This window comes from Shewanella japonica, assembly GCF_002075795.1.
Taxonomy (GTDB): domain Bacteria; phylum Pseudomonadota; class Gammaproteobacteria; order Enterobacterales; family Shewanellaceae; genus Shewanella; species Shewanella japonica.
The window spans coordinates 1,975,824-1,991,786 of record NZ_CP020472.1 but is presented as its reverse complement, the minus strand read 5'-3'; the positions used below and the strand labels follow the sequence as shown (position 1 = coordinate 1,991,786).

Annotated in this window: 14 protein-coding genes; 5 read left to right on the top strand and 9 right to left on the bottom strand. The window is 39.8% G+C overall.

The window, feature by feature from the left end; genetic code table 11:
* Window positions 1-9: 9 nt before the first annotated feature.
* The 5 genes from tolA to SJ2017_RS08480 all read right to left on the bottom strand — a co-directional run bounded on the left by tolA (window position 10) and on the right by SJ2017_RS08480 (window position 4,726).
* Window positions 10-945, bottom strand: coding sequence for a cell envelope integrity protein TolA (gene tolA, locus SJ2017_RS08500; RefSeq protein ID WP_055023793.1), 936 nt, complete (start codon window positions 943-945; stop codon window positions 10-12).
* Between the two features lie 4 nt (window positions 946-949).
* Entirely contained in the window at window positions 950-1,375 is a 426-nt protein-coding gene (tolR, locus tag SJ2017_RS08495) for a protein TolR (RefSeq protein ID WP_080915481.1), read from the bottom strand.
* The gene (tolQ, locus tag SJ2017_RS08490; protein WP_055023795.1) at window positions 1,375-2,064 is read right to left on the bottom strand and encodes a protein TolQ; all 690 of its coding nucleotides are present in this window, start codon (window positions 2,062-2,064) and stop codon (window positions 1,375-1,377) included. The genes tolR and tolQ overlap by 1 nt, the downstream gene beginning before the upstream one ends.
* Window positions 2,054-2,455: a tol-pal system-associated acyl-CoA thioesterase gene (gene ybgC, locus SJ2017_RS08485; protein ID WP_119968336.1), complete on the bottom strand. Its 402-nt coding sequence runs from the start codon at window positions 2,453-2,455 to the stop codon at window positions 2,054-2,056. Before ybgC ends, tolQ begins: the two co-directional genes overlap by 11 nt.
* A 1,401-nt stretch (window positions 2,456-3,856) precedes the next feature.
* Entirely contained in the window at window positions 3,857-4,726 is an 870-nt protein-coding gene (locus tag SJ2017_RS08480; RefSeq protein ID WP_055023797.1) for a flagellar protein MotY, read from the bottom strand.
* 139 nt (window positions 4,727-4,865) lie between these two features.
* On the opposite strand from SJ2017_RS08480, the gene rnt reads away from it, so the two are divergent.
* Window positions 4,866-5,543, top strand: coding sequence for a ribonuclease T (gene rnt, locus SJ2017_RS08475; RefSeq protein WP_080915480.1), 678 nt, complete (start codon window positions 4,866-4,868; stop codon window positions 5,541-5,543).
* A 56-nt stretch (window positions 5,544-5,599) separates the two neighbouring features.
* Here the strand turns inward: rnt and SJ2017_RS08470 are convergent, their stop codons facing one another.
* Window positions 5,600-6,205 carry a peroxiredoxin gene (locus SJ2017_RS08470; protein ID WP_055023799.1) on the bottom strand — a complete coding sequence of 202 codons (606 nt, stop codon included), beginning with the start codon at window positions 6,203-6,205 and terminating at the stop codon, window positions 5,600-5,602.
* A 409-nt stretch (window positions 6,206-6,614) separates the two neighbouring features.
* On the opposite strand from SJ2017_RS08470, the gene SJ2017_RS08465 reads away from it, so the two are divergent.
* Window positions 6,615-7,934 (top strand): Na+/H+ antiporter family protein, encoded by a 1,320-nt coding sequence (locus tag SJ2017_RS08465; RefSeq protein ID WP_080915479.1) that lies wholly within the window; start codon window positions 6,615-6,617, stop codon window positions 7,932-7,934.
* Between the two features lie 70 nt (window positions 7,935-8,004).
* Here SJ2017_RS08465 and upp read toward each other — a convergent pair whose 3' ends face one another.
* The gene (gene upp, locus SJ2017_RS08460; RefSeq protein WP_055023801.1) at window positions 8,005-8,631 is read right to left on the bottom strand and encodes a uracil phosphoribosyltransferase; all 627 of its coding nucleotides are present in this window, start codon (window positions 8,629-8,631) and stop codon (window positions 8,005-8,007) included.
* A 240-nt stretch (window positions 8,632-8,871) separates the two neighbouring features.
* Between upp and purM the strand changes: the two genes are divergently transcribed.
* The gene (purM, locus tag SJ2017_RS08455) at window positions 8,872-9,909 is read left to right on the top strand and encodes a phosphoribosylformylglycinamidine cyclo-ligase (protein ID WP_080915478.1); all 1,038 of its coding nucleotides are present in this window, start codon (window positions 8,872-8,874) and stop codon (window positions 9,907-9,909) included.
* Entirely contained in the window at window positions 9,910-10,554 is a 645-nt protein-coding gene (purN, locus tag SJ2017_RS08450; protein WP_080915477.1) for a phosphoribosylglycinamide formyltransferase, read from the top strand. It abuts the gene before it with no gap.
* A 68-nt stretch (window positions 10,555-10,622) separates the two neighbouring features.
* Here purN and cysB read toward each other — a convergent pair whose 3' ends face one another.
* Complete coding sequence (gene cysB / locus SJ2017_RS08445) at window positions 10,623-11,597, bottom strand: HTH-type transcriptional regulator CysB (protein ID WP_080915476.1); 975 nt, start codon at window positions 11,595-11,597, stop codon at window positions 10,623-10,625.
* Window positions 11,598-11,899: 302 nt separating this feature from the next.
* Here cysB and SJ2017_RS08440 point away from each other — a divergent pair, with 302 nt between their 5' ends.
* Window positions 11,900-12,685 (top strand): hypothetical protein, encoded by a 786-nt coding sequence (locus SJ2017_RS08440; protein WP_055023805.1) that lies wholly within the window; start codon window positions 11,900-11,902, stop codon window positions 12,683-12,685.
* A gap of 380 nt (window positions 12,686-13,065) precedes the next feature.
* Here SJ2017_RS08440 and topA read toward each other — a convergent pair whose 3' ends face one another.
* On the bottom strand, window positions 13,066-15,729 hold the full coding sequence (gene topA, locus SJ2017_RS08435; RefSeq protein ID WP_055023806.1) for a type I DNA topoisomerase: 2,664 nt from the start codon (window positions 15,727-15,729) through the stop codon (window positions 13,066-13,068).
* Window positions 15,730-15,963 lie beyond the last annotated feature (234 nt).

Below are 15,963 nucleotides of genomic sequence, written 5' to 3'. Positions count from 1 at the left end.
GTGACTCCTTTAATTAAATTCCGGTGATACGGTTAAATTAATTTCTTTCATTTTATTGTAAACATCTTCTTCAGAAGAAACGGGTAAACGCCCCGCTTTATTAATTGCAGCTTTCGCAGCACGGCAAACGACTTGATCGCCGCTTAACGTTTGACTTGCCGTCACAAACCCATCTTTTGCGAGTCGAATAAGTACTTGGCAACTTTTACCACGCATTGACTCATCAACCACCAAATTGCGTTGAATCGTTGATTTAATCATTGCTGTATATTTATTGACTTCTGACGTAATTTGCTTTGAACGTGTTGCCGATAAAGCGACTTGCTCAGCTGCCATTGCTTCAGCCATTTCACGTTCTTGACGAGCACGTTCAGCTTCTTCAGCTTTGCGTTTCCGTTCAGCTTCTTCTTTACGTTTACGTTCTTCTTCACGCTTTTTCGCTGCCGCAGCTTCTTCAGCTTTACGTTTTTCAGCGGCTTTTTTCTCCGCAGCTTTACGCTCAGCTTCTTTTTGCTTTCTTAATTCCGCAGCTTTTTCAGCTTTCGCTTTTTCTTCAGCTTCTTTAAGTTTTGCGGCCTTAGCTGCATTATTCGCTTTTAATGTCTCTTGTTCTTTTATTCTGCGTTGGTTCTCAAGCTGCTTTATTCGCTCCTGCTCTTTTCTAACTTCTTCCTTCGCTTTGCGGGCTTGCCTATCTAACTCTTCTTGACGCTCACGCTCTTTACGTTGCGTTTCAATTCGCTGTTTTTTGAGTTTTTCAGCATGCTCATTAATACGTTGTTGATCAACGACAACAGCTTGCACAACTGGCTCAGATGATTGCGCTTGAGGCAGGTGCTTTGGCTTGTCTTCAAAGCTGATACCAAGAGCTAACGCAACAATAACACCAATATGAATGCCAGCTGAAATAGTAATAGGTAAGGTTAATTCTGATTTTACAGCCACTGAATTACTCCTTAGGTGAATCAGTCATTAGGCCAACAGCAGGTACACCTGCGCCCTGTAGACTGACCGTTAACTGAATCACATTTTCATAAGGAATTCTTCTATCAGCCTTAACAACGACTGGCCTTTCTGGCTCTAGCTGGATCATCGCACCAACTTGGATAGAGATCTCATCCAAAGACAGCGGATCATCACTTGAACCACTCCCCACATTTAAGAAATACTCACCAAATTCATCGATAGAAGCAACGATTGGTGGTTTACTTTCTGCAGGTAAAGGTTCAGCTTCGCCTTGTGGCAATTCTACTTTTACGCCTTGCGACACGATAGGCGCTGTGACCATAAAGATGATCAGCAACACCAGCATGACGTCAATATAAGGAACAACATTGATTTCGGCGACCGGACGACGGCGCTTACGTTGATACATTACACCGCTTCCTTCTCACTGTAGGCTTGGCGTTGCAATATGTTAGAGAACTCTTCCATAAAGTTTACATGCGCCATTTCTAGTTTTTCAACTTGTGTCGAAAAGCGGTTATAACCAATTACGGCAGGGATCGCTGCAAATAAACCCATTGCAGTTGCAATTAATGCTTCAGCAATACCTGGTGCGACCATAGCTAAGGTAGCGTTTTCAACTGCACCTAATGCAATAAACGAATTCATAATGCCCCATACCGTTCCAAATAAACCAATATATGGGCTAGTTGAGCCAATGGTAGCTAATAAAGGTAGATGGGTTTCTAGTCTTTCAACTTCACGAGATAAACTCACACGCATCGCTCTAGATGTGCCATCCATGACGGCTTCCGGTGACTTACTATTTGCCTGACTTAAACGAGAATACTCTTTAAATCCTGCAACGAATAACGCTTCCAGTCCCGAAACCCCTTCACTTCGCGCAGATAATTCTTTGTAGAGTTTATTTAAATCCACACCTGACCAAAATGTGTCTTCAAACTTAATTGATTTAGCACGAGCTGAGTTTAATAACTTCCTGCGCTGAATAATAACAGCCCATGATGCTATTGATAGACAAAGTAAGGTCAGCATTACCAGTTTGACGAGGACACTTGCCTCTAAAAAAAGACCTATAAAAGAAATTTCAGCTTGCACGATTAAACTCCTGCACAATATTTAATGGGATAGCTCTTGGGCGCATACGAGATAGCGCGATACAAGCAACAATAATGGTTCCTTCACAATAACAGTCACCGTTATCGTCAAGCAAACGCTGCTTAAATACCAAAGAGGCTTTTTTTAATTCTATGACCTTTGATTCAACAAATAAGTTCTGTTCAAACCTAGCTGCAATTCGAAAATCTAACTCAGCATGCTTAACCACAAAAGCAATATCATCAGCTAAAAGTGTGCTTTGTACTACTCCCATCGATTTAAGCCATTCAGTTCTTGCTCGTTCAAAGAAATTTAAATAATTTGAATGATACACAACGCCACCGGCATCCGTGTCTTCATAATAAATTGAAATTGGCCATGTAAACATAATTAGCGATTGTGAATTTTGCGTAATAAAAGATGGCTTACTATACCGAGTACCACCACGCTTGTGAATAAAAGGACACGGCTATAAAAGGTTTATTTTAAAGAGCGATGATTAATTTGCCATTAAACTTAGGGCTTTTGCAGCGATATGCCTAATAAATGAAGAATGTTTAATGTTAGCTATTGATTCATTTACAAACATTTAACTTTTAAGCGTCCCTCATTCGAGTTAACCATTGAAGGAGGTTCATTACATAAAGGGGATGTTTAACAAAGTAAACTAGAGAACAAACATAAACGTTTTCCAGTGTGTTTATTAGTCTAATTTATAAGTCACTCATATAAAATCGTTAAGTCACAGTAGACAGCAAGAATGATTAATTTTCATTTTTAGAAAAAGTCTTGAGTAATGAGTAATGAGTAATGAGTAATGAGAGTTTATCGATAGTGATGCGTAAATAATTTGATGGGTAATTAGTTAAAGGAGTACTAAAAATTCTATACACACATCGGTCATTCAATCGGTTATTTCTGCGATGACTTTCCCAAAAGAGCATTTGGATAAGAATATATAGTGCTAAAAGTTACTTATGCTGTTGTTTGTGGATATAGTGATAAAGGATACAAAGTCATACAGGTGACTAATATCCGCACAAAAAGCGGGTTAATTATACAGAGCGACCTCAACTTTGTTCTCTGTATAGTAAAAAATTTTAAAAAGATTAACGAAGACATCAATTCTAGCTAGTCACTCAAGATACGATTTCCCCATCCCTTACTAAAGCACTAAAAACCCCATTAACAAGGGAATTCAGCAGTATTTCTTATTATTAATTTATTTTGTATTGTTAGTAGAATTGTAAATTTAACATTTATACATCAATTGAAATAAGCACAAAAACAATTAAATATGCATAACGAATGAATATAAACGGCCATTTTAGGTATTCTGGTTTAATTATTGTGATTAGTAAAAATTTAACGACATTGTAATGGATTAGAAATACTAATCTGAAGCTGTAATTTTTCTAGTTTGTCACCTTAGAGTAAACTCTCTAAAATTCATCTTGTTTTCAGGACATAGCTTATTTAGTTATTGAAAACCAAGAACTCCTAGTTGATGTACCCCAATACCTCAACTTATCCCTGGTTCTTATGCTTGACTTCCTTCCTTGAATTTGTGAATACAAATTGTTTGGCCCACTTATTTTAAGTGGGCTTTTTTTTACCTTAAATTTATCATCGACTTTATTCTAATAGTCTCAGTTCATTAAAATGCAACTTACTTTGTGGTGCTGCCATCATGATGTTCAATCAATGGCTTAGAAAACTAAAATGGCTTAACGCTGAGTTAAGCCTTGTAAGAGATTGGGGCTGCTAAGTAGTGATAGGCAGAAATTGAAATTTAAATGCTCTTGGAAATTTTGATCACTACGCGGCGGTTACGTGCTCTTTCTTCAACAAGATCGTTAGATGCAACATGACGACGTTCACCATGACCTGTCTTATGAATACGACTTTCTTCAATGCCACTTGCAACAAGAAGATCTGCAACTGTGTCTGCACGACGCTGTGACACCCTTTGATTCACAGAACGACCACCATAACTGTCAGTATAAGCATCAACAAACACTAACTCTACATCAGAATCATAGGATAAATACTCTTGAACACGTTTCAGCTGCTGTTTTGAAAAACGGGTTAAATTAGTTCCACCCTCTTCATAATTGAGCACGGTAAACGCTATATCATCAAAACCGTAAGGTAACAGCGTCGCTAAACAAGAACGAAACTGACGGTACTCACCACCAAAATTTGCCGAAGATAAGCCTACAGCGACTTTGTCAGATTGATTATACCAATCTGCGTAGTAAAAAGTCGGTTGCATGCCTTTACTTAATTCTGACAACATTGACCAAGCCGCTTTCTTTGGGACTTCGCCATTAAATTGTTTTTGATATTTAAGTTTAGTGATCGCTTTTTCATTTACGCCAGGACGCCACTGAGGTGCTTTACTAATTAACTCAGCATTAGTCACTTGATCGGGCTTGTTCCACATATCTAAGGTAAAATTAAGGTTTAAATCTTTACCTGCTTTGCTAGTAAAAATGGCTTTGCCATAATCAGGGATATCATGTTCTAAACGGCATTCAATTGGGCTGTTTTCACTAATGCGCCACATAGAGTTATCTAATGATGCAACATAATGCTGTAAGTCTGCTTGTGCAGAACTTACTAAACAAAAGCTTGATACTAGAATTGCCTTACGCCACATAAAAAACACCCTGTTTGCTAGTCACAATACTCTATCGGCATCGTTTTATGTTTCTTTAGCGTAGAATTTACTCATTCACACATGACACTGGCTCTCTCTTTTAGCATAATAGCCACCATATTAAAGAAAGAGGTTTTTAATGAGCGATATCTGCGACGCAAATAAATTCAAACACCGTTTTAGAGGCTACTTCCCTGTTGTTATTGATGTTGAAACAGCTGGATTTAATGCCGCCACTGATGCGTTGCTAGAAATAGCGGTTACCACCCTTAAAATGAATGATGATGGTTTTATCGAACTAGATAAAACACTTCACTTTCATATTGAACCATTTGAAGGCGCTAACCTAGAACCCGAAGCACTTGCTTTTAATGGCATTGATCCAACAAATCCATTACGTGGGGCCGTTGAAGAGAAGCAAGCTTTTCTAGAAATATTTAAGCATGTCAAAAAAGCGCAGAAAGCCGCTGATTGTCATCGCTGTATTATTGTGGCCCATAATGCTGCATTTGATATTGGCTTTGTTAATAAAGCCATAGAACGAAACGATTTAAAACGCTCACCTTTCCACCCGTTTGCGACTTTCGATACCGCCACGCTTGCTGGACTTGCAATTGGTCATACAGTGTTGGCAAAGGCCTGTAAAATGGCAGGAATTGAATTTGACAATAAAGAGGCTCATTCAGCCTTGTACGATACAGAGCGTACTGCTGAATTATTTTGCTACATCGTCAATAAATGGAAGACTTTAGGCGGCTGGCCAATGGTAAGCGAAGAGCACGAAGATGAATCAATTAAAGAAACATCAGAAAGCTGATTCATATAAATAAAAAAAGCTGCCGAGGCAGCTTTTTTATATCTAACAAACCAATATTAAAGCTTGTCAGAGTTATCTTTTAGGTAAGAAGCAACACCTTCAGTTGTTGCAGTCATGCCTTTGTCGCCTTTTTCCCAACCAGCAGGACATACTTCACCGTGCTCTTCGTGGAATTGTAATGCGTCAATCATACGTAGCATTTCATCAACATTACGACCTAGTGGTAAGTCGTTAACCACTTGGTGACGAACTTGACCTTCTTTGTCAATTAGGAATGATGCACGGAAAGCAACACCAGCTTCTGGATGCTCAACGTCATATGCTTTACAGATTTCATGCTTTACGTCAGCTACTAATGTGTAGTTAACTTCACCGATACCGCCTTTTTCAACGGCAGTTTTTCTCCAAGCGTGATGAGAGAATTGAGAATCGATTGAAACACCGATAACTTCAACACCACGTTTAGTGAACTCTTCAATGCGGTGATCAAAAGCAATCAGCTCTGAAGGACAAACAAAAGTGAAGTCTAGCGGGTAAAAGAAAACAACTGCTGGCTTACCTTTAATCGCGGTAGATAGATTGAAACTATCAACGATTTCACCAGTACCAAGAACCGCTGCGGCAGTAAAATCTGGGGCCGGACGGCCTACTAATACGCTCATTTTAAATCTCCATCTATGGATTGAAAAAAATTAACACAATACCTGTTTAAAACTGATAAGCATTATACCCAAACAAATACAATATGCGAGATAGCTCACATACGTGTTAACGATTAACACGACGAATGTAGGATAATTGCGCTATACCTTACCGCTAATTGAATAAAGACATAAGCCTTTTAAGATGAAATATGGTTTACTTGATGAAAAATACTCCATATCAATCCTTTTTTATTCCTAAAAAAAATTTCAACATCCTTACACGCCTTGTTACATCAATGATAAACCCTACTTACAAGCATTCAGTTTTCGTAAACTCAACCGAGATAAACTGGACATGAGGTTTTATACAGACAAGAATGATTGCACTATGTCTATCTAAATAAAAATTAAATAAGAAAACTTAAATATGAATGCAGTCGTAATTGCTGTCACCTTAATGCTTGCATTAAGTCTCATGCGTGTGAATGTTGTTATTGCACTAACGGTTAGCGCCTTGGTAGCGGGTTTAGTTGGTGGACTTGATATTCACCAAACAATAGGAGCCTTTAATGATGGCTTGGGAGGCGGAGCGCAAATCGCCTTGAGTTATGCTTTGCTAGGGGCTTTTGCTGCCGCGTTATCGCATTCTGGTTTAACGACCCTTATTTCGCATAATATTATTAAAAAAGTAGGTAAAGAGCCTAGCAGCACCAATACTTTGGTCGTTCGTTGGTTGTTACTTGCCTCAATTTTATTAATGGCGATTAGCTCGCAAAATATTTTGCCGATTCATATTGCCTTTATCCCGATCCTTATCCCGCCGCTACTTCATGTGCTTAGTAAACTGCAAATTGATAGACGCCTTGTCGCTTGTATTATCACATTTGGTTTAGTGACGACTTATATGATTCTACCAATTGGTTTTGGTGGCATATTTTTAAATGACATACTATTAGCCAATTTAAACAATAATGGCCTAGAAGCCGTAAAAGAACAGATCCCTGCAGCTATGCTACTACCGGCACTCGGAATGATTGCTGGTTTATTGACTGCGGTATTCATCACTTATCGAAAACCAAGAATATACGAAGCAAAAGATATTACTGTTGAGCAAGAAGACATCAGTATTAATAAGAAAACCATTTTAATATCGTTAGTAGCGATAGTTGCAACACTGGTGGTGCAACTCCAAACTGACTCAATGATTTTCGGTGCCTTAACAGGTTTTATCATTTTCCGTTTCTCTGGAATTATCAAACCTGACGTTAGACAAGACATGTTTAATCAAGGTGTGCTAATGATGGCCAACATTGGTTTTATTATGATTGCAGCTGCAGGCTTTGCTGCAGTCGTAAAATCAACGGGTGAAGTGAGCACTCTTGTTGCTTCGCTTGGTGACATTATTGGAGATAATAAAGCATTAGCTGCATTATTGATGTTAATAGTAGGCTTGTTAATTACTATGGGTATTGGTTCTTCATTCTCAACCATCCCTATCATCGCCACGATTTATGTGCCACTAGCATTAACATTTGGATTTTCTGTAGCTGCAACTATTGCACTTGTAGGCACAGCTGCCGCATTGGGCGATGCGGGCTCACCAGCTTCAGACTCTACATTAGGCCCTACCGCTGGTCTGAATGCTGATGGTCAGCACGATCATATCCGTGACAGTGTTATTCCGACGTTTATTCACTACAACATTCCCTTGATCGCCTTTGGCTGGATTGCTGCAATGGTATTGTAGTAGATAAAATATAAATACAAAAAAGGGAGCCAATGGCTCCCTTTTTACAACACATCAAATGACTCTTTGATTATTTAGTACCGAAAATCTTATCTCCAGCATCACCTAAACCAGGTAAAATGTAACCTTGTTCATTCAAACAATCATCAATAGATGCAGTAAATAACTCAATATCTGGATGCGCAGCTTCTAATGCTTTAATCCCTTCTGGCGCAGCAACCAATACAAGTGCTTTAATCGAAACACAACCACGTTTCTTAAGTAAATCGATAGTCGCAATCATCGAGCCGCCTGTTGCAAGCATCGGGTCAACAACAATCGCAACACGCTCATCTACATTACTAACAAGTTTATCAAAGTAAGGAACCGGCTCTAACGTCTCTTCATCGCGGTAAATCCCTACCACAGAGATTTTGGCACTGGGCATATGCTCTAGCACGCCGTCCATCATGCCAAGTCCAGCTCTTAGAATTGGCACAACCGTGACCTTTTTACCTTTAATTTGTTCTATCTCAACAGGGCCATTCCAACCATTAATCGTAACTGTTTCAGTTTCAAAATCCGCAGTAGCTTCGTAAGTTAATAAACTACCCACTTCCGTTGCCAGTTCACGAAAACGTTTAGTACTAATGTCAGCTTCGCGCATTAAACCCACTTTGTGACGAATTAACGGATGTTTTACTTCAACGACTTTCATTTTGCACTCCTAGTGATGAGATATTTTTTGCAAATTGTTCAAATCTTAGTTTATTTATCCTCGATATAAAACATAAAGTTTCATAATTGCAAACAATCTCACGCTAACCAACTAAAACCATTACAGAAAACTGTTTTCATAAACGTATAAATCCAAATGATGACTTTCGACGGCATTCACAAGCTGATAGAATACCGCCGCATAAAATCCCATAAAACGATGTACCCTAGAGGATCCTCCGTGAGCACTCCTACACCACTTAGTTACAAAGACGCTGGCGTTGATACCGATGCTGGTAATGCATTAGTAGACAACATTAAAACTGCGGTTAAACGCACTCATCGTCCTGAAGTCATGGGCAATTTAGGCGGTTTTGGCGCATTATGCGAACTACCGACTAAATACAAGCACCCTGTACTGGTTTCCGGCACTGATGGTGTTGGTACTAAATTACGTTTAGCTATTGATTATAAAAAGCATGACACTGTTGGTGTTGATTTAGTTGCTATGTGTGTCAATGATTTAATCGTATCTGGTGCAGAGCCTTTATTCTTCCTCGATTACTACGCTACAGGTAAGCTCGACGTTGAAACAGCGACTTCTGTTGTCAATGGTATTGCTGAAGGTTGTCATCAATCTGGTTGTGCGTTAATTGGTGGTGAAACGGCTGAAATGCCAGGCATGTACGAAGGCGAAGACTACGACTTAGCAGGTTTTTGTGTTGGTGTTGCTGAAAAAGAAGCAATCATCGATGGTACAAAAGTACAATCTGGCGATGCACTTATTGCACTAGGTTCAACAGGGCCTCATTCAAATGGCTACTCGTTAATACGTAAAGTATTAGAAGTGAGCAAAGCCGATCCGCAGCAAGATCTAGCCGGTAAGCCACTTATCGAGCACTTATTAGAACCAACTAAAATCTATGTTAAGCCATTACTGAAATTGCTTGAGCAAACTGAAGTTCATGCAATGGCACACATTACTGGTGGTGGTTTCTGGGAAAATATCCCACGCGTATTGCCAGATGACTGCAAAGCCGTCGTTAAAGGTGACTCATGGCAATGGCCTGTCGTTTTTGACTGGTTAATGGAAAACGGCAACATTGAACAATTTGAAATGTACCGTACCTTTAACTGTGGTGTGGGTATGATTATCGCTCTTCCTGCAGAAAAAGTTGAATCAGCTTTAGCGTTACTTAAAGCTGAAGGTGAAAATGCTTGGTTAATCGGTGAAATTGCTAATCGTCAAGGTGACGAAGAGCAAGTGGAGATTAATTAAATGTCTGAATGCTGTCGCGTTCTTGTTCTTATTTCAGGCAATGGAAGTAACTTACAAGCCATCATTGATGGTTGTGATGATAACGTCAATGCTGAAGTCGTCGGTGTTATTAGTAATAAAGCCGATGCTTACGGTTTAGTTCGAGCTCACCATAGTGAAATTGATACTAGTTGCGTTATAGCCCGTAAAGATGAATCGCGTCAGCAATATGACTTGCGCTTACAAACTGTTATTGAGCGTTATCAGCCTGACTTAATTGTACTTGCTGGTTTCATGCGGATCTTATCAGATGAGTTTGTTAGCCAGTATTTAGGTAAAATGATTAATACCCATCCTTCATTATTGCCTAAATATGCTGGTTTACATACGCATCAAAGAGCGATTGATGCGAAAGATACTGAGCACGGCGCGAGTGTTCACTTTGTGATACCAGAACTTGATGCTGGCCCTGTGATATTACAAGCTAAGGTACCTGTATATGATGAAGATACTGTTGAAACATTATCTAGTCGAGTACATGAACAAGAACATGCCATTTATCCGTTAGTCGTTAAATGGTTTAGCTTAAAGCGGTTAATAATGCATGATAACTGCGCTTTCCTTGATGGTGAGAAAATTGGCCTTCATGGATACGCGCCTGATTAACCCTGTATTTGCATCAAGATGCCATAAAAAAATCTCGCTATTGCGAGATTTTTTTATGGCAAATATCATTACCTCACTGGCAACTCCATTCCTGCGAACATCTCATCAATTAATTGCTGATCTCTCAATGCTACAGCTTTTTCAACAACATCTCGGGTTAAATGAGGCGCGAAGTTATACATAAAGTCATACATGTAGCTTCGTAAAAAACTCCCACGTCTAAAACCTATTTTAGTCGTACTATGGGCAAATAGGTGTCTCGCATCAATAGCAACTAAATCTTTATCTATCACGGGATCAATCGCCATAGAAGCAATCACCCCTACGCCTAAGCCAAGCCTCACATAGGTTTTTAATACATCAGCACTGGTGGCACTGAATACGACTCTTGGCTCTAGTTCAGCTCGTTTAAACGACTTTTCAATCTCAGAGGCTTTATCGAAACCAAACACATAAGTGACTAAAGGAAACTCTGCTAAATCTTCTATTGAAAGTGTTTTACGATTAGCCAAAGGATGATCACGCGTTACTACAATCGAACGATTCCAATGATAGCAAGGCAACATAACTAAATCTGAGTATAAATGCATTGCTTCGGTCGCAATGGCGAAATCCGCATCACCTCTTGCTGCCTGCTCACTGATCTGAGATGGCGTGCCTTGATGCATGTGGAGATTAACTTTTGGGTAGCGCTTAATGAAAGGTTTAATCACTTGCGGCAACGCGTAACGGGCTTGAGTATCAGTTGTCGCAATGTTGAGCTCACCTTGATTCGGTTGTGTGTACTCTTCAGAAACCTTTTTGATACTCTCGACTTTTCCTAGGATATCATTTGATATATCAATCACTAGCTGCCCAGCAGGTGTGACGTGGGTTAAATGTTTACCACTACGTCCGAATATCTGAATACCAAGTTCATCTTCTAACATACGAACTTGTTTGCTTATCCCAGGTTGCGAGGTATAAAGGTCTTCAGCTGTCGCTGATACATTTAAATTATGCTTCACCACTTCTGCGATATATCTTAATTGCTGTAACTTCATAATACGACCTTCACTCTGATCTGAGACTAAACAACATTGATACAAACCAACACACTGTTATAGCTAAATGTTATAGTCCATCTGGTTTATTAATGCAAATAGTAATAACGAGATTGAGAATTTTGCATGTTCTCAGCCTGTAATGTTACCCTTGCTCACAGAGTCGACACATCTCGCAATTATCAACAGATTGAATGACTTTTTGTACGACACAAGCGATGACATGCGCTAAGATATAATCAATTAATTAAATAAAAGTGGTAACCAGCCACTCTGCTTTCACACAATTGAACGGAAACCATATGACCTTTACTTTGGTATTGATCCTTCTAGGCGCACTATTTATCCTCATTATCGGGATTAGCGTCATTCAGCAACAAAAAGAACGCGCTGAAGCTGAACGAAGAATGGAGCTTAAACGCCAACGTGCCATTATTGATGAAACAGAAACCGTATTATCAAATACTGGGCTCGCTTCTTTTCCTAGCAGTGTAATCCTTGTTCTCTATAAACGTATTAATGAAGCCTTAGAAGTCTCGCTAACACATCTGGAAAATCAGCCGCAACAACTTGACTATCAGCGTCGTCTATCTGATATTCAAGCTCAAATAACCACATTAAGTGCTAGCCCTTCTCAAGCGCTGGCAATTGAAAATTTCCGTCTGCCTGATAATGACAAACAAATTTTAGAATTGGTGCAGATGCTGAAAAAATTAAAAGCGATTGTGAGAGCTGAAAATAACAAAGGTAAACTTGAACCTCAGGTATTTACTGATGCAGAGAACCGAATAGACAGCTATCAGCTTCGCATTAATGTCGAATCAATGCTATCAAGAGCAAGAGCTTCTAATTCGCTAAAGCAATTTGGCTCTTCAAAACAAATGGTTTCTAAAGCGCTGGCAACCCTTCAAGCGATTAAAGCCAAAACACCAAACGACCCATTCATTAGTCGTAAAGTGGATGAAGCAAAAGAGCTATTAGAAGAAATAAATTCGCAGCAAAAACAAGTCACTCCAGAAACGGTTAATACACCTAAGAATGACGAAGATGATATTGATATGTTATTCCAGCCAAAGAAAAAATGGTAAGTAGTTGGTGAGATAACAAAGCAGTTGGTGAGATAATAAATCCGCCACCCCTATTCAAAGCCTCGCCAGGGGCTTTTTTATATCTGCGTGTTATTAATGCAAACCACTAGTTTAATATAAAGTGACTTACAACATACCCTATTACCAAGTCTACCTCCCCCCCTCATTTAAAACTAACCTAGTTGACTTAAACACGATGGAATAACTGACTTTCAAGGCTTTAATATGCTCCTAAGCGGGAACAAATCTCCTTGTTCTAAGGTATTCATTTTATATTTAACCATAAGCTGTGATTGCTGCTCACATAAAAAATGGAACCCGAAGGTTCCATTTATATAAAAGCGATTGAAACAAGCTTAGCGATTAACGCCTTAGCTTAGCTATGAAGCTTTTTTCTTGACTGCTTTTTTAGCTGGCTTTTTCTTGGTAGATTCACTCACCCACTTGCCACCGATAAACTTAGATGTCCACCCAGTCGCTTTGCCATCCACTTCAGTAGCAACGTATTGCTCTTTCGTTTTGCGGCTAAACTTAACGGCAGCTTTATTACCGTCATCATCAGTGACTGGCGCATCAGCCAAAAACTGATATTTAGGCCAAAGTTGTTCACGATAGCGAACCAACTCTTCAACTAATGGCGCACGTGTTTCCCGAGATTTAGGGAAAGTACTTGCCGCAAGGAAAATACCAGCAGCACCATCACGTAAAACAAAGTGCGCATCTGATTTAGTACATTTTAAATCAGGTAAGAAGATAGGGTCTTCTTTTGGTGGCGCCGCTTCACCACTTTTCAGCAGTTTACGGGTATTCTTACACTCGGTATTTGTACAACCAAAATACTTACCAAATCGGCCGTTTTTAAGTTCCATATCATTGCCGCACTTATCGCACTCAATGATCGGCCCTTCATAGCCTTTAATTTTGAACTGTCCCGCTTCGATTTCATAACCGTCACACGTTGGGTTATTACCACAAACATGCAATTTACGGCCTTCGTCAATTAAATAGCTGTCCATCGCTGTGCCACATTTACCACAGCGATGTTTAGCGCGTAATGCATCCGTTTCAGCATCTTCATTATCGCTAACGGCTTCTTCACCAGGTGTTAAATTCATGGTGGTTTTACAGCGCTCTTTTGGCGGTAAAGCATAGCCTGAACAACCTAGGAATACACCTGTTGTACCAGTGCGAATTCCCATAGGGCGACCACAAGTTGGACACTTAATATCTTCAGCAAGTACCATCTCATTAAGGCGCATACCGCCTTCTTCAGGATCGAGTTCAGCTTGTTTAAGCTGTTTAGTTAATTCAGCATAAAACCCATCAAGCACTTTTTTCCACTCTAACTTACCTTGGGCAACATCATCGAGCGTTTGCTCCATGCTGGCGGTAAAATCAAAGTTCATGATGTCACTGAAGCTTTCGACTAAACGGTCGCTAACAATTTCACCCATTTTTTCAGCAAAGAAGCGACGGTTTTCAACTTTAACGTAACCACGATCTTGAATGGTAGAAATAATCGTCGCATAAGTCGATGGGCGACCAATGCCACGTTTTTCAAGTTCTTTTACTAATGATGCTTCACTAAAGCGTGCAGGCGGCTTTGTGAAGTGTTGTTTAGGTAATAAGTCCTTAAGATCTAATACATCCCCTTTAGCAACTACTGGTAACGTATTATCTTCTTCGTTCTTTTTACCCATTGGCGGTTGCACTTTTGTCCAACCATCAAATCTCAATGTACGACCACTGGCTTTTAACTCGTAATCACCCGCAGTGACCGTTAAACGAGTTGCATCATATTTAGCTGGAGTCATCTGACATGCTACAAATTGGCGCCAAATAAGCTCATAAAGACGCTGAGCGTCTCTTTCCATATCTGTTAAGGATGCAGACTGAACTATCACATTAGACGGTCTGATAGCCTCATGCGCCTCTTGAGCGCCTTCTTTACTACCATAACGAATAGGTTGTTCAGGTAAATACTTGTTGCCGTAATCATTGGCAATCATATCTCGTACACCATCAACCGCCTCTTTACTCAAGTTCGTTGAGTCGGTACGCATATAAGTAATATGACCAGCTTCATATAATCGCTGTGCCATCATCATGGTCTTTTTAACACCAAAACCAAGACGAGTACTCGCGGCTTGCTGTAATGTCGACGTTATATACGGCGCAGATGGTTTGCTTGACGTGGCTTTGTCATCACGACCAGTAACAACAAACTTAGCACCTTTTAGCGCATCCAAAGCAACTTGCGCTTGCGCTTCATTGATTGGACTAAAAGCGGCCGACTGGAATTTAGCCACTTGCATTTTAAGCTTCTGAGCTTGAGATGTCGCTAAATCCGCATGTACATCCCAAAACTCTTCAGGAACAAATGCTTTAATCTCGCCTTCACGTTCAACGACTAATCGAACAGCTACCGATTGAACCCGACCAGCTGACAAACCACGAGCCACTTTTTTCCAAAGTAGCGGGGAGACCATAAAGCCTACAACACGATCGAGGAAACGACGTGCTTGTTGGGCATTAACCATATTGGTGTCAAGAGCAGAAGGTTCACTGAATGCATCTTGAATCGCTGATTTAGTAATCTCGTTAAAAACAACACGTTGGTAACGAGACTCATCGCCACCAATGATTTCTTGTAAGTGCCATGCAATCGCCTCTCCCTCTCTATCCAAATCGGTTGCGAGATAGATATGGTCAGCTTTTTCTGCAAGGGCTTTTAATTCTTTAACGACTTTTTCTTTGCCAGGCAAAATTTGATATTTGGCGTCCCAGCCTTTTTCAGGGTTAATCCCCATACGAGCCACTAGCGCACGTTTATCACGTTGCTGCTTATATTTGGCTTTTTCTTCAGGCGACATTTTCCTGACTTCAGCTGGCGTTTTAGTTGCCACTTTGCTGTCAGGCGATGATGATGTAGGCAAATCACGGATGTGACCTACACTCGATTTAACGATAAATTCTTTACCAAGGTATTTATTAATAGTCTTGGCTTTGGCCGGCGATTCGACAATAACTAGCGATTTACCCATAGTTTTATTTGCGCCAAAAAGTCTCTGATAGATATAAATTGGTTCCATATATAGAGTGTTGAGACGAATGTTTCAAGTAAATAACTCTAATATGTGTCCAGCGAGCCATTTTTTAATCAATTATAAAAAAGGAGAAAAAATAATATTGCGTTAATAAAAAGTAATATTTCATTATTTAGGGTCTAGCAAGTAAAACTTGTGCATGTTTAGTCACTTTTTCATTTTTTGAGACAA